Source organism: Actinoplanes sp. NPDC004185, assembly GCF_053603475.1.
This window is the reverse complement of record NZ_JBSGFR010000025.1, coordinates 84112-103310: the sequence shown is the minus strand read 5'-3', so window position 1 is coordinate 103310 and position 19199 is coordinate 84112. Positions and strand designations below refer to the sequence as shown.

Genomic DNA, 19199 nt, shown 5'->3' with positions numbered 1-19199 from the left:
CGGGACGCGATCATGTGTTGCGGTTCGAAACCGGTCGATCGGTCGGCTCCCGAAATGTGCTCCGGTACGGCAGAGTGTTCCCGTGCACTCACCGTCCGGCGTGGAGCTGGCCGGGCTGGCGAGCCTCGTGGTCGCGGTCCCGGCTGTCGCCCTTCTGGCCAACTCCGGCCGTAAGCACACCGGTGCTGCCCGCCGGGCCCATCTGCTGCTGGCCGCGGGTGCCGCGATAGCCACCGCCGCCGCGCTCGCCGGGTTGCTCAGCAACCTGTTCCTGGTGCATGCCCCGATGCGGCTGGCCTCGGCCGTCGCCGTGGCGATGGCCCTGGGCACCCTGACGCTGCTGGTCGGCACGCTGATGTTGCCGGGCGCGGCGGAGAGCCCGGGCGCGGCGCTCCGGCACCTGCTGGACGGCTTCGTCGTCGCGGCCGCGCTGTGGTTCGTGGGCTGGGTGCTGGTCTCACAGCCCACCCGGCTGCTCGGCGATCAGACTCCGTCGCGGTGCCTGTCGATGCTGTTGCCCGCGGGTGTCGCGGTGATCGCTCTCGGTCTGACCGCGGTGCTCGCCATGCACGCCCACCGGCCGCGGCACGTCACGGTCCGGGTGGCCGCCGGCGTCAGCCTGGTGGCCCTGGCCGCCACCGCGCTCTCCGGGGGCATCTGCCGCAGCTGGGCCGGGGTCGTACTGCTGGGCGCCGTGCTGCTGCCCGGCGGGCTGGTCGTGGTGGCCCGCGCCGTCAAGATCGCCGACCGGCCGGTCGAGGTGGTCGGCGACGTCACCCAGCGCAACACCGGGTACGCCTTCGTGCCGATGTCCGCCCTGGTGGCCGCGTTCGGCTACCACCTGGCCGTCGGCGGCCGCCTCGACGTCTTCGGCTTCCTCGGCGTGAGCATCGAGGGCTTCGCGCTGGTCGCCCGCCAGTATCTGGCCCTGGCCGACGTCAAGCGGCACACCCTGCGGCTGCGCCAGCGGGAGACGCACTTCCGCGAGCTCGCCCACACCGACCCGCTGACCGGGCTGGCCAACCGGCGCGGGCTGGTCCGGGCGCTGCGCCAGCCGCCGGTTCGCGAGCGCGCCCGGGTCCTGGTCGGGCTCGACCTGGACGGTTTCAAGAACGTCAACGACATGCGCGGGCACGACGTCGGTGACGCCGTGCTCACCGAGGTGGGCCGGCGGCTCGGGGCCAACCTGCGCGAGGGCGATGTCGCCGCTCGCCTCGGCGGCGACGAGTTCGCGGTGCTGATGTGGGCCACGCCCGAGGAGGCCATGGTCGCCGGCAAGCGGCTGCTGGCGGTGCTCAGCGAGCCCTACGAGACCGAGGACGGTTCGGTCTTCCTCTCCGCGAGCGTCGGCGTCGCCGACTCGCCCGCGCCGGGCGACACCGGCGAGCTGATGCGCGACGCCGACCTGGCCCTGCGGTACGCGAAACAGCGCGGCAAGAACCGCGTCGAGCGCTACCAGAAGCGCTACGACGAGCTGCTGCGCCGGCACAGCGTCCTGGAGAACGAGCTGCGTCACGCCATCGAACGCGAGCAGCTGCGCCTGGTCTTCCAGCCGGTCGTCGCGCTGCCGTCGATGCGGCCGGTCGGCGCCGAGGCCCTGCTCCGCTGGCACCACCCCGAGCTGGGCGCGGTCCGGCCCGACGAGTTCATCCCGGTGGCCGAGGAGTCCGGGCTGATCAGCATGATCGGCTCCTGGGTGCTGGACCAGGCCTGCCGGCAGCTCGCCCAGTGGCTGGCCGGCGGCCACGACGTCTGGGTGTCGGTCAACATGTCGCCCAAGGAGCTGCACGCCGCCGACTACGCCGCCCAGGTCGCCGAGGTGCTGGAGCGCTACCACGTGCCGCCGCAGCGGCTGGTGCTCGAGGTGACCGAGCACGCGGTGGCCACCGACATGGACGAGCTGATCCGCCGGCTGTGCGAGCTGCGGTCCACCGGCGTCCGGATCGCGCTGGACGACTTCGGCGCGGGCTACTCCTCGCTCGGGCAGCTGCGCAACCTCCCGGTGGACATCCTGAAGATCGACCACGCGCTGGTCGCCGAGCCGGAGTCGCGCACCGGCACGGCGGCGCCGCTGGTCGACGTGGTCGTCCGGCTGGGCCACCGGCTCGGCCTGGAAGTGCTGGCCGAGGGCATCGGCACCCCGGCGCAGCGGGCGATCGTCGAGGAGGCCGGCTGCCGGCTGGGCCAGGGTTCGCTGTTCGGCTGGGGCGTGCCCGCCGAGCACCTGCAGGCCCAGCTGGAGACCGTACGGTCGTCCGGCGCCCGCCCGGTCCCGGTGCAGCGGGCGCGTCCGCCGGTGCCGCCCAGCGCGCCCGCGCGGAGCCAGGTCATCATGCTGGGCCCGGGGATGCGGCAGGTCAGGGCGCTGCTGCCGACCGACCCGGCCTTCGTGACCGAGGACGGCTCGCGAACGGGTGACCAAGATGTGAGATCAGTTGACGCACCCCGTGAGATGGGGCAGTCTTAGCCGCATGTGCTTGTCGTCCCGAGTACTTATGTGAGCGCACTGTCCCTCGATCACGAGAGATGACAGTGCGCTAGGTCCCGTGCTTCGGCACGAGGACCTTTTTTGTTGCTCCGGGACCGTCCAGGCTCACCCATCCCGAACGAAGGTCTGAATCGCCATGACAAGACCCACACCCGAGACCCTCGCCCACCGTGCCACCCCGGCCACCGTCGCGGCGGCAGCCGGCACCCCGGCCGTAGTCACGGTGTCCCCGACCCCCGTCAGCGGGGCCGGCTCGCTCGTGCGGTCGCTCGAGGCGCTCGGCGTCGAAGTGGCGTTCGGGATCCCCGGCGGGGCGATCCTGCCCGCCTACGACCCGCTGTACGACTCCAAGGTCCGGCACATCCTGGTCCGCCACGAGCAGGGCGCGGGTCACGCCGCGACCGGCTACGCGCAGGCCACCGGCAAGGTCGGCGTCTGCATCGCCACCTCCGGCCCGGGCGCGACCAACCTGGTCACCCCGATCGCCGACGCCTACATGGACTCGGTGCCGATCGTCGCGATCACCGGCCAGGTGGCCCGGCCCGCGATCGGCACGGACGCCTTCCAGGAGGCGGACATCCAGGGCATCACGCTGCCGATCACGAAGCACAACTTCCTGATCCAGACGCCCGAGGAGATCCCGCGGATCATGGCCGAGGCGTTCCACCTCGCCCTGACCGGCCGCCCGGGCCCGGTGCTCGTCGACGTCCCCAAGGACGTGCTGCAGGCGGCCACCACCTTCGCCTGGCCGCCCACCCTGGACCTGCCCGGCTACCGGCCCACGCTGCACCCGCACGGCAAGCAGATCCGCGAGGCGGCCCGGCTGATCGCCCAGGCCAAGCGCCCGGTGCTGTATGTCGGCGGCGGCGTGCTCAAGGCCGGCGCCACCGACGGGCTGCGCAAGCTCGCCGAGCTGACCGGCATCCCGGTGGTCACCACGCTGATGGCGCTGGGCGCGTTCCCCGACTCGCACCCGCAGCACCTGGGCATGCCCGGCATGCACGGCACGGTCCCGGCGGTGTACGCGCTGCAGAAGGCCGACCTGCTGGTCACCCTGGGCGCCCGCTTCGACGACCGGGTCACCGGCAAGCTGGACTCGTTCGCCCCGGACGCCAAGGTCGTGCACGCCGACATCGACCCGGCCGAGATCGGCAAGAACCGGCACGCCGACGTCCCGATCGTGGGCGACGCCCGGCACGTCATCGACGAGCTGATCGCGGCGGTCTCCGCCACGGCGGGCGGCACCGCGGCGTACGAGCCGTGGTGGGCGCAGCTCAACGACCTGCGCGAGCGGTACCCGCTGGGCTACGACGAGCCCACCGACGGCACCCTCGCCCCGCAGCACGTGATCCAGCGGATCGGCGAGCTGGTCGGCCCGGAGGCGATCTACGTGGCCGGGGTCGGCCAGCACCAGATGTGGGCCTCGCAGTTCATCAACTACGAGAAGCCGGGCACCTGGCTCAACTCCGGCGGCGCCGGCACGATGGGCTACGCGGTGCCGGCCGCGATGGGCGCCAAGGTCGGCCGCCCGGACACCGCGGTGTGGGCGATCGACGGCGACGGCTGCTTCCAGATGACCAACCAGGAGCTGGCCACCTGCGCGCTGGAGGGCATCCCGGTCAAGATCGCCGTCATCAACAACGGCAACCTGGGCATGGTCCGGCAGTGGCAGACCCTGTTCTACGAGGGCCGCTACTCCAACACCGAGCTGGGCACGCACAAGCACCGCATCCCCGACTTCGTGAAGCTGGCCGAGGCGCTGGGCTGCGTGGGCCTGCGCTGCGAGTCGAAGGACGACGTGGACGCCACCATCAAGGCGGCCATGGAGATCAACGACCGCCCGGTGGTCATCGACTTCACCGTCGGCAAGGACGCCATGGTCTGGCCGATGGTCGCGGCCGGCACCAGCAACGACGAGATCATGTTCGCCCGGGACGTGCGCCCGGCCTTCGACGAGGACGACCTGTGACCAGTATGAACAAGCACACCCTGTCCGTGCTCGTGGAGAACAAGCCCGGTGTGCTGGCCCGGGTGTCCGGACTGTTCTCCCGGCGCAGCTTCAACATCGATTCGCTGGCGGTGGGCGAGACGGAGAACCCGGACGTCTCCCGCATCACGATCGTGGTCAACGCCGACTCCTCACCCCTGGAGCAGGTGACCAAGCAGCTCAACAAGCTGGTGAACGTCCTGAAGATCGTCGAGCTGGACCCGCAGCAGTCGGTCCAGCGCGAGCTCCTGCTGGTCAAGGTGCGGGCCGATCGCACCGTGCGCGGCCAGGTGCTCGAGACGGTCGAGCTGTTCAGGGCAAAGGTGATCGACGTCGCACCGGACACCCTCACGATCGAGGCGACCGGCAACCCCGACAAACTCGATGCGTTGCTGCGCGACCTCGAGCCGTACGGCATCAAGGAAATGGTCCAGTCCGGCCTGGTCGCGATCGGCCGCGGATCCCGTTCCATCACCACCGGCCCGGCGCTCCGCGCCGCCTGATTCACAGAGGATTTATCAATGACCGCCGAAGTGTTCTACGACGACGACGCCGACCTGTCCATCATCCAGGGACGCAAGGTCGCCGTCATCGGGTACGGCAGCCAGGGCCACGCGCACTCGCTGTCGCTGCGCGACTCGGGCGTCGACGTGGTGGTCGGCCTGAAGGAGGGCTCGAAGAGCCGCGCCAAGGCCGAGGAGCAGGGCCTCAAGGTGCTCACGCCGGCCGAGGCGTCGGCCTGGGCCGACGTGATCATGGTGCTGGCGCCGGACACCGCCCAGCGGAAGATCTACGCCGAGTCGATCGAGCCGAACCTCACCGCCGGCAAGGCGCTCTTCTTCGGTCACGGCCTCAACATCCGGTTCGAGCTGATCAAGCCGCCGGCGAACGTGGACGTGGCGATGGTCGCCCCCAAGGGCCCCGGTCACCTGGTCCGCCGCCAGTACGTGGACGGCAAGGGCGTGCCCGCCCTCATCGCGGTGGAGCAGGACGCCAGCGGTGGCGCCCAGGCGCTCGCGCTGTCGTACGCGAAGGCGATCGGCGGCACCCGGGCCGGCGTCATCAAGACCACCTTCAAGGAGGAGACCGAGACCGACCTCTTCGGCGAGCAGGCGGTCCTCTGCGGCGGTACGGCCGCGCTCGTGCAGACGGGCTTCGAGGTGCTCACCGAGGCGGGCTACGCGCCGGAGATCGCCTACTTCGAGTGCCTGCACGAGCTCAAGCTGATCGTCGACCTCATGTACGAGGGCGGCATCTCCCGGATGCGTTACAGCGTCTCGGACACCGCCGAGTTCGGTGACTACGTCAGCGGCCCCCGCGTGATCAACGCCGGGGTGAAGCAGGAGATGAAGAAGATCCTCGCCGAGATCCAGTCCGGCGAGTTCACCAAGGCCCTCATCGCCGACGACGAGGCCGGCGGCACCCGCCTGCAGCAGTACCGCAAGGAAGGCGCCGAGCACCCCATCGAGGTCACCGGCAAGAAGCTGCGCGACATGATGAGCTGGGTCGACCGCCCGATCACCGAAACAGCCTGACCTTTCAGGCCGGCGAACGCCGGATCGCAGTGCCGTCAGGCGCGCGATCCGGCGTTTTTGCGTAACCATTCGACTACTTGAAACATGGGCGTTACGTCTTGCTTACCAAAGCGGCGTCGTCATGGAATTGTGTACTGTTCGGGCGCTGTGGACTAGACAGCAGCGGGTAGATTCGCCGCATGCGTCTGGCTGATTCTTTTCGGAGCGAGCGCTTCGGCGCGGTCCGGATCCACGAGCTTCAGAGGGTCATCGAGCTGGACTCGGGCGCCCTGGGCGACGCCTTTTCGGCGGGCAGCCGAGTCGTGTCCTTCGAAGCATTACGCGCGGTCGAGTCGCAAATGGTAATCGTCGTGCCCTGCATGAATGAGCCACGAAGCGTCATCGAGGGCGTGCTCTCCGGAATTCCGCACGACTGCCTCATTGTGCTGGTCTCCAACAGCGACAAGCTGCCGGTGGACCGATATGAGATCGAGGCCCAGACCCTCGAGCAGTTCTGCCGGCTGGCCGGCCGCTCGGCGATCAGCGTGCACCAGAAAGACCCCGGACTGGCCGCCGCGTTCAAGGCGGCCGGGATGGAGGAGCTGATCGGCGAGGACGGTCTGGTCCGGGCCGGCAAGGGCGAGGCCATGCTGATCGGGATGGCCCTGGCCGCGATGACGGGCCGGCGCTACCTCGGCTACGTCGACGCCGACAACTACGTCCCCGGCGCCGTCCACGAATACTGCAAGGCCTACGCGGCCGGGCTGCACCTGGCCGACAGCCCGTACTCGATGGTCCGCATCTCCTGGCACTCCAAGCCGAAACTGCGCGACGGCCGGCTGTTCTTCAGCCGGCGCGGCCGCAGCTCCGAGATCACCAACGAATGGCTCAACCGCTTCCTGGCCGAATACTCGGGCTTCGGCACCGAGGTGATCGCCACCGGCAACGCGGGCGAGCACGCGATGACCCTGGACCTGGGCCTGAAGCTGCGGTTGGCGGGCGGCTTCGCCGTCGAACCGTACGAGTACCTGGACCTGTTCGAGCAGTTCGGCGGCATCCTGGAGAGCGCCAGCCCGGACGTGATGGCCAGCTCGGTGCCGGTGCTGCAGATCGAGACCCGCAACCCGCACTTCCACGACAACAAGGGCGAGGAACACGTGCAGGGGATGCGGATGCAGGCCCTGAACGTGGTCTACCACTCGCCGGTGACGCTGCCGTCGGTCCGCCAGGCGATCATCGACTTCATGGTGGCGCAGGGGGCTCTCGAGGTGGGTCAGGAGCCGCCGCGGGAGCGGGTCTATCCGCCGGTGGGGAGCTTGGATCTGGAGTTGTTGTACGACGGGCTGGATGCGGAGGCGTTGACGTTCCGGCAGTTCGATGGGCGGGCGTCGGCGGGATATGCGGCGGCGCCGCCGATTGAGCGGCACTGCATTCCGCGGCCTACGGTCTGAGTCGCGCCCGGCCTGCCGGTCCCGGCCGAGGGCCGGGTGGCGGCGTTTGCCGGGCCTGCCGCTGCTTTGGCGGCCTATGACTCAACGGAACCGCTCACCGTTGGTCGGGCCCGCTGTTGGTCGGGTCCGCCACTGCGGTGCCGCCTTCTGTGGGTGCGAGCGCCTACTGGTTGAGTGCAGCCCGTCGCTGGTCGACCCAATGTGGGCGGTCTCGCGCGGGGGCGCAGCCGACTGCGGTAGCGCGTCCTACTGCTGCGGTGCAGCCGGATGCTGGGGTGCGGCCGGATCGGCCGGCCTGATCTGCTCGGTGGGCGCCTGCTGAGCCGCGGCCAGCGGTATCGGCGGCGGCTGGCCCCCGTCCCCCGAAGCCGGCTGCCCCGAGGTGCTGCCGGTCTCCGGCTGCGCGGTCACGCCCGGCGCCGGTGGGGCCGAGGCGGGCTGCGCCGGCGGCTGCTGCCCGGACCACGGCGCCACCGCCGCCTCCGGCCAGGCCTGCTGCTGCTGCGCGCCCCAGCCCTGCGCCTGCTGCGGCGGATATTGGTACTGCGCCGGATACCCCGGCTGGGCCGCGTACCCGGCCTGCCCCGGATAGCCGGGCGGCGGAACATAGTGCGGCTGCGGCACCGCACCCCACTGCGGCTGCTGAGGCGGCGGGTAGTGCCCGGGCCCCCACTGCGGCTGCGGCGGGGCCTCCGGCGTGGTCAGTTCGTGCAGCCAGTCCCGCTCGGCGCGCGACCAGACCCGGCGGGCCGCCAGGTAGGCCGGGGCCTGGCCGAGCAGCGGCACCAGCAGCACGCCCAGGCCGACCACCAGGGCCAGCACGCCCAGCCGCAGCACCTCGGTCTCGGGGTCGCTCCCGGCCACCCCGGCGACCAGCAGGATCAGTCCGGCCACCAGGGTCAGGCCGCCGACGATCATCGGGCCGACAGTGATGCCGTCGCGCACGAAGGACCATGCGACCGCGGCCACGAGCGCTGCGCAGACGGCGACGAGCGCGGTGGCCAGGCCCTGCGCGGTGGCCTCGCCGACACTCTGCCGGAACGAGCCGGCCGACAACGCCACGACGGCTATGACCAGCAGCAACACCGACAGCAGGCCGAGTAGTGCCGCGGTGACGGCCACTCCGAACGGCACCCGCCGGGGCGGCTCGGGGATCGCAGAGCCGTGATCCTCGTCGATTTCTTCGGCGTCGGCCGGTGCTGGGGACATGCCGAGGAGGCTAGCGGTCCGGTGCGACAGGAAAGGGCACCGGGTATTTCGTACGTGTGAGGCCGGTCACCATGAGATGACATGCCGTAATGGTCCCGCCACACCCTACGATCGCGGAAAGGTCGGCGGCCGGCCGCCTGCGAGACAACAGGTGGAGACGTATGACTCCCGTGGTACTGATCGCTGAGGAACTGGCCCCCGCCGCCATCGACGTGCTGGCCTACGACTTCGACGTCCGCCACGTGGACGGCACCGACCGGGCCGCCCTGCTCGCCGCGCTGGCCGAGGCCGACGCGGTGATCGTGCGCAGTGCCACCAAGGTCGACGCGGAGGCGGTCGCCGCCGCCCCGCGGCTCAAGGTCGTGGCCCGGGCCGGCGTCGGTCTCGACAATGTCGACGTGCCCGCCGCCACCGCGCGGGGCGTCATGGTGGTCAACGCTCCGACCTCCAACATCGTCTCAGCCGCCGAGCAGGCGATCGCGCTCCTGCTCTCGGTGGCCCGGAACACCGCCGCCGCCAGTGCCTCGCTCAAACGGGGCGAGTGGAAGCGCTCCAAGTACACCGGGGTCGAGGTGCAGGGCAAGACCGTCGGGGTGGTCGGGCTCGGCCGCATCGGAGTGCTGTTCGCGCAACGGATGGCCGCGTTCGGGACCCGGCTGATCGCGTACGACCCGTACATCCAGCCGGCCCGGGCCGCGCAGCTGGGCGTGCGCCTGGTCGGGTTGGACGAGTTGCTGCGGGAGAGCGACTTCATCTCGATCCACTTGCCGCGTACGCCGGAGACGTTGGGCCTGATCGGGGAGAAGGAGCTGGCCACGGTCAAGCCGGGGGTGCGCATCATCAATGCCGCCCGCGGCGGCCTGGTCGACGAGCGCGCGCTGGCCGACGCGCTCGCCGAAGGCCGGGTCGGCGGGGCCGGCATCGACGTCTTCGTCACCGAGCCGACCACCGATTCCCCGTTGTTCGCGTTCGACAACGTCGTGGTCACCCCGCACCTGGGCGCGTCCACCGCCGAGGCCCAGGACAAGGCCGGGCTGTCGGTGGCCCGCAGCGTCAAGCTGGCGTTGCAGGGCGAGTTCGTGCCGGACGCGGTTAACGTGCAGGCCGGCGGCGTGGTCGACGAGGATGTCCGCCCGCTGCTCGGGCTGGCTGAGCGGCTCGGCAAGGTCTTCACCGCGGTTGCGGGCGGCATCGCGGCCAGCGTGACCGTGGAGGTGCGCGGCGAGATCGTGTCGCACGACGTGGCGGTGCTCAAGCTGGCCGCGACCAAGGGCCTCTTCGCCTCGGTGGTGGAGGAGCAGGTCACCTACGTCAACGCCCCGCAGCTCGCGGCGGACCGCGGCGTCGAGGTCGAGCTGGTCGTCGACCGCGAGGTCTCCGACCACCAGAACCTGGTCACGGTACGCGGCGCGCTGCCGGACGGGCGCACGGTCAGCGTGGCCGGCACAGTCACCGGTACGGGCACCCGCGAGGCGCGCAAGCTCACCCAGGTCGACGAGTTCGATCTGGAGCTCGGCGCGGGCGGCGTGCTGCTGTTCTTCCGTTACTCGGACCGCCCCGGCGTGGTCGGCGCGATCGGCTCCATCCTCGGCGAGGCCGGCGTCAACATCGCAGCGATGCAGGTGGCCCGCCGTCAGCTGGGTGGCGAGGCGCTGATGGCGCTGACCGTCGACTCCTCGGTGGACGCCGAGCTGCTCTCCGCGGTCGCGGCCTCGATCGGCTCCGCCAAGGGCAGCATCGTCGACCTGCGCGACGAGGATTAACGAGTTTTCACCGGGGGCGGATACACCGTGCCGTCCTGGAGGTCGAGCAGGTCGAGATTGAGCTCGCCGGCCAGTTTCTCGATCGTCTCGAGCACCGCGTCCGGGCACTGCTCGTCCAGCCGCATCTGGATGTGGTCCGCCGCGGCGTGCAGCGGGGCGCTCGCCCAGGGCGTGCCGGGCAACGTCGCGCGCGGCCCGCGGTCGGGGTAGTTGCTGGTCAGGGCGTCGTAGAAGGCGACGACGCGCGGATCGGCGGGGCGCTGTGGGTGCTCGCCGCGGGCGCACCGGGCGTTCGCGGCACGCACGTCATCCGGCATGGCCGTGTTGTCCATGGCCCACACCACGAGGTCGAAACTCACCGGCGCATGGTGCCATACCGCTGGGCGGTGAAGTCGGTTGTCGCCCCGACACGCGGGGGATGCGTCTTGCGCGACATTAGTCCGCATCGCTAGCGTTGGTCCTGCCGCGCGGGCTCCACGGCCGTGTCTTCGGGTGATGCTGTTGTGGTCGCTCCGCGTGGAGGATGCACCCCGGCGGGCGCGAGCCACGCGTACCTGTCGTGACAGCCCCCGCGATCGTTGCCGCGATCGACGGGGGTTGTTCGCGTCCGGGGTCCTTAACGAATCTTCACCCATACTCTGGGACCGCCGTGTCAGTGATCGGGACGGCGGACTAAGGTCGAGCGGTCGGACCGACTGAGGGAGTGGACGTGACGGTGGCGCGGATCGCGGTGGTGGCCGGCGACGGCATCGGGACCGAGGTGACCGCGCAGGCGCGCAAGGTGATCGAGGCCGTCCTCCCGGATGCGGAGTTCGACGACTACGACCTGGGCGCGCGCTTCTACAACCGCACCAAAGAGGTTCTCCCGCAAGCCATCCAGGACGAGCTGGCCGCGCACGACGCCATCCTGCTCGGCGCCATCGGTGACCCCAGCGTCCCGCCCGGCGTCCTCGAGCGTGGCCTGCTGCTCAAGCTCCGCTTCGACTTCGACCAGTATGTGAATCTGCGTCCGTCCCGGCTCTGGCCCGGCACGGTCAGCCCGCTCGCCGGCCTCAAGCCCGGCGAGATCGACATGGTCGTGGTCCGCGAGGGCACCGAGGGTCTCTACGTCGGCGCCGGCGGCGTCCTGCACAAGGACACCCCTGCCGAGATCGCCACCGAGGAGAGCCTGAACACGCGGCACGGCGTCGAGCGGGTCGTGCGCGACGCGTTCGGCCGGGCGCAGCGCCGCGAGCGGCGCCACCTGACCCTCGTGCACAAGACGAACGTGCTCACCCACGCGGGCGGGCTCTGGGCGCGCACCTTCGCCGCGGTCGCCGCCGAGTTCCCCGACGTCACCACGGAATACCAGCACATCGACGCCGCGAGCATGTTCATGGTGAGCAACCCGCAGCGCTACGACGTGGTGGTGACCGACAACCTCTTCGGTGACATCCTCACCGACATCGCCGCTGCCGTGACCGGCGGCATCGGCATGGCAGCCAGCGGCTCCGTCAACCCGGAGCGCAAGTACCCCTCGACCTTCGAGCCGGTGCACGGCTCCGCGCCGGACATCGCCGGCCAGGGCATCGCCGACCCCGCGGCCGCGATCCTCTCCGCGTCGCTGCTGCTGGAGCATCTCGGGCACCCCGACGAGGCCCGCCGAGTATCCGAGGCGGTCGCGGCCGAGGTCGCGTCCCGCACGCCGGGCGCGCCGCTGCGTACCGCCGAGGTCGGAGACCGGGTCGCCGCCACCGCGGCCGCCTGACTCACCTTCACACCCAGGTCATCCCGCCGGCCTTGCCGGCGGTCGATGACGGCTGCCCGGCTGTCGGCTTTGAACGACCGTTCGGGGTAAGTTCATGGAGCACTGCGGGTGCTACCTCTTCATTCTTTGTGACAGAAAGCAGGTCAACTGCCATGAGTGGTGGTGACAACCTCGACTTCGAGATCCGTCCGAACCCGGCGCCCGTAAGCGACGCGGACAGGACCACACTGCTGGCCAACCCGGGCTTCGGCCGGATCTTCACCGACCACATGGTCACCGTCCGGTATGCGGAGGGCAAAGGCTGGTACGAGCCCCGGGTGGAAGCCCGCGCCCCCATCCCGATGGACCCCGCGTCCGCGGTGCTGCACTACGCGCAGGAGATCTTCGAAGGCCTGAAGGCTTACACGACTGCGGACGGCGGCGTGACGATGTTCCGCCCGGACGCCAACGCCGCCCGCTTCGGGCAGTCCGCCCAGCGGATGGCCATGCCGGTGCTGCCGCAGCCGATGTTCCTGGAGTCCCTGCGCCAGCTGATCAAGATCGACCGGGGCTGGATCCCGCAGAGTGACGAGGGCAGCCTCTACCTGCGCCCGTTCGCGTACGCCAGCGAGGTCTTCCTCGGTGTGCGCCCGTCGATGGAATACCTCTACCTGGTGATCGCCTCGCCGGTGGGCGCCTACTTCAGCGGCGGGGTCAAGCCGGTGACGGTCTGGATCACGCCCGACTACACCCGGGCGGCGCCCGGCGGCACGGGCGCGGCGAAGTGCGGCGGCAACTACGCGGCCGGCCTCTCCGCCCAGGCCGAGGCCATCGAGCACGGCTGCGACCAGGTCGTCTATCTGGACGCCGTCGAGCGCAAGTACGTCGACGAGCTCGGCGGCATGAACGTCTTCTTCGTGCTGGACGACGGCTCGCTGGCGACGCCGCCGCTGACCGGCACGATCCTGCCCGGCATCACTCGCGACTCGGTCATCAAGCTGGCCGAGCGGGACGGTCGCCGGGTCGAGGAGCGGCCGGTCAGCTTCGAGGAGTGGCGTTCCGGGGCGGCCTCGGGCCGGATCCGTGAGGCCTTCGCCTGTGGCACCGCGGCTGTCATCACCCCGATCGGCACGGTGCGGTCGCCGGAGGGCGAGTTCACCGTGGCCGACGGCGGTTCGGGCGAGGTGACCATGGGCCTGCGTCAGCAGCTCGTGGACATCCAGCGGGGCCGGGCCGAGGATTCGTTCGGCTGGGTGCACCGAGTTCTCTGAGTTGCCGGTGGCGGGGATCGCGAGGCGCGGTCCCCGCCCGGGCGTCAGTACCGTTGCCGCATGGACATGCCGGGCCGGACGCAGCTGCCGATCGTCGCCGTCGCCAGTGGCAAAGGTGGAGTGGGCAAGTCGAGCATCGCGGTCGCGCTCGGGCGTGAACTGGTCCGGGCCGGATACCGGACCGGGCTGGTCGACGCCGACATCGCCGGTCCCGACGTGCCGCGGATGCTCGGCCTGCGCCGTGACGTGCCGGCCCGGTCGGTCACCCTCGCGCGGTGGACCGGCGGCGGCGGTTCCGGGCTGGAAGCGATGGAGGTGGACGGCCTCAAGGTCGCGTCCGCGGGGTTCCTGATGGCCGGCGGTCAGGGTCTGGCGCTCGGGTCCGACCTGGCCGATCTCATGCTCGGCCGGCTCCTCGGGGAAACGGCCTGGGGTGACGTCGAGGTCCTCGTGGTGGATCTGCCGCCCGGCATCAGCTTCACCCAGCAGGGCGTGCTTTCCGGGGCCGGCCGGGTGGCGACGATCCTGGTGGTCACGCCGGCCGAGGTCTCCCATCTGGACACCGGCCGGGCCCTCAGCACGCTGCGCGAGGTGCGGACGCCGGTGCTGGGCGGGGTGGAGAACATGGCGTACTTCCGGTGCCCCTGCTGCGGTGAGCAGACGGAGCTGCATGCGCCGGCGCCCGATGAGCGCACCATCTGGGCCGGCGGCGTCGAACGGCTCGCGCGACTTCCGTTCCGGCCCGACGCGGCGATCGACGGCACCGAGCTCGCCCCGGTCGTGCGCGCCGTCACCGCGTTCATCGCGGCGTGACGGCAGCACATCGCGGGGTGACCGGCCGCCTTCATCGCGGCGTGACAGCAGCGCTCAGCGTGGCGTGACTCGGCCGCACACATCGCGGCTTGACCCGGTCGCGCTCAGCGTGGCGTGTCCAGGAGCGTCTGCAGGACCTCCTCAGCCGACGGCATGCTGTTGATCTCGGCCCGAACGACCCGGGCCCGGCGGGTCAGGGACGTGTCCTCCAGCAGCCGGGTCGCGGTGTGCGCGACCGTCTCCACAGAGAGGTCCGCCGGCGGGACCACCAGGGCCACGCCCGCCTCCGCGGCTGTCGCGCTGTTGGCGAACTGGTCCGCGCCCTGCGGCAGGATCAGGTGCGGCAGACCGTGGCAGAGCGCGGCGACGATCGTGCTCGCGCCGCCCTGGGTCACCAGGCCGGCGCAGTGCGGCAGCAGCAGGGCGTGCGGTGCGAAATCGGCGATGCGCACGTTCGCCGGCTGCGGGCCGAAGCGGTCCGGGTCGCTGCCGGGTCCGGCTGTGACCAGCACGTTGACCGGCAGATCGCGGAGGCCGGCCAGCGCCGTCCGGAAGACCTCGGTCGCGCCGAAGAACAGTGTGCCCAGCGTCAGGTGCACGCTGCGTTCGTAGGGCAGTTCGTCCACGTTCCACGGCAGGCGCTCGCCGGGCAGGACCTCGCCCGAGGTCGGGCGCAGCGGCCGCCGGTTGCGGAAAGCGCGGACGGCGTCCGCCTGCAGAGCCGGCGGGCAGTTGTCCAGGTACGGAGTGTCGAGGATGGTGACCGGCAGGTCCGGCACCTCCCATTGGCTGCTCAGGTCGCCGAGCCGGGCCCCGAACCAGTCCCAGGCCTCGGCCGGCAGGGGACCGAGGCCGTGCACCGCGTGCCGGGCGCCGGTGCGGGCCGCGGCCACCGCGCCGGCGAGCTCGGTGATCGGGTGCACCACCAGGTCGGGCTTCCACTCCTCGGCCCGGGGCACCAGGGCGGCGGCCCGTTCGAACGCCGCCGCGCCGAACATGCCGGCGATCACCGTGGCCATCCGGCGTTCCGGCGGGACTGCCCCCAGGTCCGGCACCCGGGAGCGGAAGGCGGCGTCGGATTCCGTCCGGCTCGGGCCGATGTCCCAGGTCGTCAGCCCGCGCCGGCGTGCCTCGGCGACACCCTCGGCGCCGGAGGCGACGACGACGTCGTGGCCCGCCCGCTGAGCCGCCCGGATCAGCGGGAGCAGGGGCAACAGGTGCCCATGGGCCGGCCAGGTGCTGACAAGGACTCGCATGGACGGCAAGTAGACACCCGCCACGTAGCTCTGTCTGTCAGGCGGGCGTCAGCAGGTGCTCGCGCATGCTCGCCAGTTGGCCGGTGCTGAGGCCGATCTCGCGGACGTATTTCTCCACCGAGCCGTGGCGCTCGCGCAGGTCCCGCAGGAACAGCAGCATGGCGTCCTGCGGGCAGTCGAACATGTGGTACTTGTCGTGCACCAGTTCCGGCTTGGTCCGCAACAGGTACGCCGTCAGCGACTCCATCGCCGCCTCGGTCAGCGCGTAGTCCTGGGCGATGTCCGTATCGGACACTCCGAGCAGGGACAGCGTCAGCGCGCACACCACGCCGGTGCGGTCCTTGCCGGCCATGCAGTGCACGACCACCGGCACCGCCGCCGGATCCGCGATCACGCCCAGCGCCGCGGCCAGCCCGGCCTGTCCGTCCTCGGCGAAGTTGAGGTAGCGGTCGGCGAGCCAGCGCTCGTGCGGGATGTCCCCGGAGTGCTCGACCGACTCCCAGTCGACGTGCTCCACCACCAGGTTGCGGTAGTCCAGCCCCTCGGAGTGCGGCACCCGGCCGTGCAGCTCGACCTCGAACGGCCGGCGCAGGTCGATGACGGTGCGCACGCCCAACGCCAGGAAGGTCTCGAGGTCGGCACCTTTGAGCCGGTGCAGGGAGTCGGCGCGGAACAACCGCCGCCAGCTCACCGTGCGCCCGTCGAGGCCGGGATAGCCACCGACGTCGCGGAAGTTGTAGCTGGTCGAGAAGGTCAGGCTGCGGGGGTGATTGTCGACGGCCACCCGTCCAACCTAACCGCCATCGTCACGATGCAGCCGTGTCGAATTACTCACCCGTACGGGATCGGCTGTCTCAGCTTGTGGATTCTGGGCTCCCATCCTGGCGGCGCGTGGCATGCTTCGGGACGTGACCCACTCCGTGCTGATTATTCGCACCTAGCGCGCCGGCTGAATCTCCGCCGACGTGCAGACCTCCCGCATCCGCGGGGGGTCTTTTTGTTGGGTCGTCAGTCTCGGAAAGGAACCCCCATGACCTACCAGGTGTTCGACACGACGCTGCGCGACGGCGGGCAACGCGAGGGCATCAGCTACTCGGTCGTCGACAAACTCGCGGTCGCGCGGTTGCTGGACGAGTTCGGTGTCGGCTTCATCGAGGGCGGGTGGCCCGGTGCCATGCCCAAGGACACCGAGTTCTTCGCCCGGGCGCGCACCGAGCTGCAGCTGAAGAACGCGGTGCTCGTCGCGTTCGGGGCTACCCGCAAGGCCAACGTCGACGTGGCGCAGGATCCGCAGGTGCAGGCGCTGCTGGACGCGGAGACGCCGGTCGTCTGCGTGGTCGCCAAGTCGGACATCCGGCACGTCGAGCGGGCGCTGCGCACCACCGGCGAGGAGAACCTGGCGATGGTCCGCGACACCGTCGCGCACCTGGTTGCCAACGGCCGCCGCGCGTTCGTCGACTGCGAGCACTTCTTCGACGGCTTCCGCTACGACCCCGACTACACCGCCTCCGTGGTCAAGGCCGCGTTCGAGGCCGGGGCCGAGCGCGTCGTCATGTGTGACACCAACGGCGGCATGCTCCCGTCGATGATCACCGCCGCGATCAACGACGTGGTGGCGCGCACCGGGGTCGCCCCGGACCAGCTCGGCATCCACTGCCAGAACGACACGTCCTGCGCGGTCGCCAACACCATCGCCGCCGTCGAGGCGGGCGTCGAACACTTCCAGTGCACGGCCAACGGCTACGGCGAGCGGCCCGGCAACGCCGACCTGTTCGCCGTCGTCAGCAACCTGCAACTCAAGCTCGGGCTGAAGGTCCTACCGGACGGATGCCTCGAGAAGGCGACGCGGGTGTCCACCGCGCTCGCCGAGATCGCCAACATCGCCCCCGACACCCACCAGGCCTACGTCGGGGCCGCGGCATTCGCTCACAAGGCGGGGCTGCACGCGAGCGCGATCAAGGTGGATCCGCTGCTCTACAACCACGTCGACCCGTCGGTGGTGGGCAACGACATGCGGATCCTGGTGACCGAGATGGCCGGCCGGGCCAGCATCGAGCTCAAGAGTCGCGAGCTCGGGCTGGACCTGGCCGGCCACCCCGACACCCTCACGGCGGTGACCCGCAAGGTCAAGGACCTGGAGGCGGGTGGCTGGTCCTTCGAGGCCGCGGACGCGTCCTTCGAGCTTCTCGTACGCGGTGAGCTGCCCGGTGCCGACTTCGTGCGCCCGTTCGCGCTGGAGTCGTACCGGGTGCAGGTCGAGCACCGCGAGGACGGGTCGGTGGTCTCCGAGGCCACCGTCAAGGTCCGCGTACGCGGTGAGCGCGTCATCGCCACCGCCGAGGGCAACGGCCCGGTCAACGCCCTCGACGAGGCGCTGCGAGTGGCCCTGTCCAAGCACTACCCGGAGCTGAAGTCCTTCGAGCTGGCCGACTTCAAGGTCCGCATCCTGGAGGGCTCGCACGGCTCGAACGCGATCACCCGGGTCCTGGTGGAGACCAGCGACGGCACCCGCGACTGGACCACGGTGGGCGTGCACGAGAACGTGGTCGAGGCGAGCTGGAAGGCCCTCACCGACGCGCTCACCTACGGCCTGGCCCGCGCGGCCGCGGCCAGCACGAGCACCAGCACCGCCGCCTGATCCCGGCCCGGTCGCGCCTGACCAGCACCGGCAACGTGCTGGTCAGGCCGCCGGGACGTGCAGGGTCGCGGTGACCGCGCGGTGGTCGCTGTCCGGGATGCCGTGCACGCTGACGGCGCCCACGCCCAGGCGGCGGTCGGCCAGCACGTGGTCGATGGTCACCGGCGGCAGCGGATCGCCGTCGTACGGGCCCCATGTTCCGATCAGACCCTGACCCGCGGCGTCGGCGGCGTCGCGGTAGCCGTCGCCGATCAGGTCCCGCAGCGCCTTGTGGTCCAGCGTCGCGTTGAAGTCGCCGAGCAGGATCCGGGGCGGGCCGTTCGGGTCGGGGCGTGGCTCGGCGCCCAGGTCGTCGCGCCAGCCGTCGATCATCTCCAGCGCGGCCGGCGCGAGCGGGTGCGCCGACTCGACCGTGACGGCGACCGCGCCCGGGGGCTGGATCGTCCCGTACGCCTGGTTGAAGCCGCCGCCGTTGCGCCGTACGCCCGGGTCGGTGATCGGGTAGCGGGAGTAGAGCCCCGAGCCGCTCGCCCCGAACTCCCCGCCCAGCGACGAGTACGGCAGCAGCTCGCCCAGCCCGGCCGCCGCGAGGTTGCGCTGGCCGTTCGGGCTGAACTCCTGCAGGGCCAGCACGGCCACGTCGTTGTCCCGGACCAGCTTGACGATCGTGGCCGCGTCGGCGTTGCCGAAGAGCATGTTCGACGTCATCACGTGCAGCGCCACGCCACCCTGCGGGCCCCGGTCACTGTCGGCGAAGGCGCGGGGCAGCACCGCCACCGCGAACAGCGCGAAGGTGACCGTCGCGACCGCCGCCGCCAGCCAGCGCCGGGTCGCCAGCGCCGCGACCACCGGCACCACCGACCACGCCGCGACGTACGGCGTGAAGGCCAGGAGCTGCACCAGCGCGCCCCGCTCCCAGCCGCCGAGCCGGAGCAGCACCCAGGCGACGCCCGGCAGCACCAGCAGCCACAGCAGCACGTGCCAGACCGCCCGCCGGACCCGGACCGGTTTCGTCACGGGCGCCGAGCTGGTGATCGTCATGGCGGCGACGGTATCCGGCCGGGGCCACCATCACCGAGCGAT

The 19199-nt window shown here is 71.0% G+C and carries 15 protein-coding genes; 10 read left to right on the top strand and 5 right to left on the bottom strand.

What is annotated here, in order from left to right; genetic code table 11:
• Positions 1-82: 82 nt before the first annotated feature.
• The 5 genes from ACWEOZ_RS25255 to mpgS all read left to right on the top strand — a co-directional run bounded on the left by ACWEOZ_RS25255 (position 83) and on the right by mpgS (position 7440).
• Complete coding sequence (locus tag ACWEOZ_RS25255) at positions 83-2467, top strand: putative bifunctional diguanylate cyclase/phosphodiesterase (RefSeq protein WP_451913133.1); 2385 nt, start codon at positions 83-85, stop codon at positions 2465-2467.
• Positions 2468-2624: 157 nt separating this feature from the next.
• Positions 2625-4457 (top strand): acetolactate synthase large subunit, encoded by a 1833-nt coding sequence (locus ACWEOZ_RS25250; protein WP_451913132.1) that lies wholly within the window; start codon positions 2625-2627, stop codon positions 4455-4457.
• A 5-nt stretch (positions 4458-4462) separates the two neighbouring features.
• Positions 4463-4978, top strand: a complete 516-nt coding sequence (ilvN, locus tag ACWEOZ_RS25245) for an acetolactate synthase small subunit (RefSeq protein WP_023561968.1) — start codon at positions 4463-4465, stop codon at positions 4976-4978.
• 18 nt (positions 4979-4996) lie between these two features.
• Positions 4997-6010 (top strand): ketol-acid reductoisomerase, encoded by a 1014-nt coding sequence (ilvC, locus tag ACWEOZ_RS25240; RefSeq protein ID WP_433721600.1) that lies wholly within the window; start codon positions 4997-4999, stop codon positions 6008-6010.
• A 179-nt stretch (positions 6011-6189) separates the two neighbouring features.
• The gene (gene mpgS, locus ACWEOZ_RS25235; RefSeq protein WP_451913131.1) at positions 6190-7440 is read left to right on the top strand and encodes a mannosyl-3-phosphoglycerate synthase; all 1251 of its coding nucleotides are present in this window, start codon (positions 6190-6192) and stop codon (positions 7438-7440) included.
• Positions 7441-7686: 246 nt separating this feature from the next.
• Here the strand turns inward: mpgS and ACWEOZ_RS25230 are convergent, their stop codons facing one another.
• Positions 7687-8649 carry a hypothetical protein gene (locus ACWEOZ_RS25230; protein ID WP_451913130.1) on the bottom strand — a complete coding sequence of 321 codons (963 nt, stop codon included), beginning with the start codon at positions 8647-8649 and terminating at the stop codon, positions 7687-7689.
• 161 nt (positions 8650-8810) lie between these two features.
• Here ACWEOZ_RS25230 and serA point away from each other — a divergent pair, with 161 nt between their 5' ends.
• Positions 8811-10412, top strand: coding sequence for a phosphoglycerate dehydrogenase (gene serA, locus ACWEOZ_RS25225; RefSeq protein ID WP_451913129.1), 1602 nt, complete (start codon positions 8811-8813; stop codon positions 10410-10412).
• On the opposite strand, the gene ACWEOZ_RS25220 is transcribed toward serA, so the two are convergent.
• Positions 10409-10744 (bottom strand): hypothetical protein, encoded by a 336-nt coding sequence (locus ACWEOZ_RS25220; RefSeq protein ID WP_451913167.1) that lies wholly within the window; start codon positions 10742-10744, stop codon positions 10409-10411. The two genes, serA and ACWEOZ_RS25220, sit on opposite strands and share 4 nt — an antisense overlap.
• A gap of 383 nt (positions 10745-11127) precedes the next feature.
• On the opposite strand from ACWEOZ_RS25220, the gene ACWEOZ_RS25215 reads away from it, so the two are divergent.
• The 3 genes from ACWEOZ_RS25215 to ACWEOZ_RS25205 all read left to right on the top strand — a co-directional run bounded on the left by ACWEOZ_RS25215 (position 11128) and on the right by ACWEOZ_RS25205 (position 14222).
• A complete protein-coding gene (locus ACWEOZ_RS25215; protein ID WP_360829338.1) occupies positions 11128-12159 on the top strand; it encodes a 3-isopropylmalate dehydrogenase in 1032 nt (343 codons plus the stop codon).
• Positions 12160-12311: 152 nt separating this feature from the next.
• Positions 12312-13409 (top strand): branched-chain amino acid aminotransferase, encoded by a 1098-nt coding sequence (locus ACWEOZ_RS25210; protein WP_451913128.1) that lies wholly within the window; start codon positions 12312-12314, stop codon positions 13407-13409.
• Between the two features lie 60 nt (positions 13410-13469).
• Positions 13470-14222 carry a P-loop NTPase gene (locus tag ACWEOZ_RS25205; RefSeq protein ID WP_451913127.1) on the top strand — a complete coding sequence of 251 codons (753 nt, stop codon included), beginning with the start codon at positions 13470-13472 and terminating at the stop codon, positions 14220-14222.
• A 104-nt stretch (positions 14223-14326) separates the two neighbouring features.
• Here the strand turns inward: ACWEOZ_RS25205 and ACWEOZ_RS25200 are convergent, their stop codons facing one another.
• Together ACWEOZ_RS25200 and ACWEOZ_RS25195 are read right to left on the bottom strand one after the other, a co-directional pair.
• On the bottom strand, positions 14327-15478 hold the full coding sequence (locus tag ACWEOZ_RS25200) for a glycosyltransferase (protein WP_451913126.1): 1152 nt from the start codon (positions 15476-15478) through the stop codon (positions 14327-14329).
• 37 nt (positions 15479-15515) lie between these two features.
• Positions 15516-16262: a tyrosine-protein phosphatase gene (locus tag ACWEOZ_RS25195; protein ID WP_451913125.1), complete on the bottom strand. Its 747-nt coding sequence runs from the start codon at positions 16260-16262 to the stop codon at positions 15516-15518.
• A gap of 246 nt (positions 16263-16508) precedes the next feature.
• Here ACWEOZ_RS25195 and cimA point away from each other — a divergent pair, with 246 nt between their 5' ends.
• Positions 16509-18116 (top strand): citramalate synthase, encoded by a 1608-nt coding sequence (gene cimA, locus ACWEOZ_RS25190; RefSeq protein WP_451913124.1) that lies wholly within the window; start codon positions 16509-16511, stop codon positions 18114-18116.
• A gap of 42 nt (positions 18117-18158) precedes the next feature.
• On the opposite strand, the gene ACWEOZ_RS25185 is transcribed toward cimA, so the two are convergent.
• Positions 18159-19157, bottom strand: a complete 999-nt coding sequence (locus tag ACWEOZ_RS25185) for an endonuclease/exonuclease/phosphatase family protein (RefSeq protein ID WP_451913123.1) — start codon at positions 19155-19157, stop codon at positions 18159-18161.
• Positions 19158-19199: the final 42 nt, after the last annotated feature.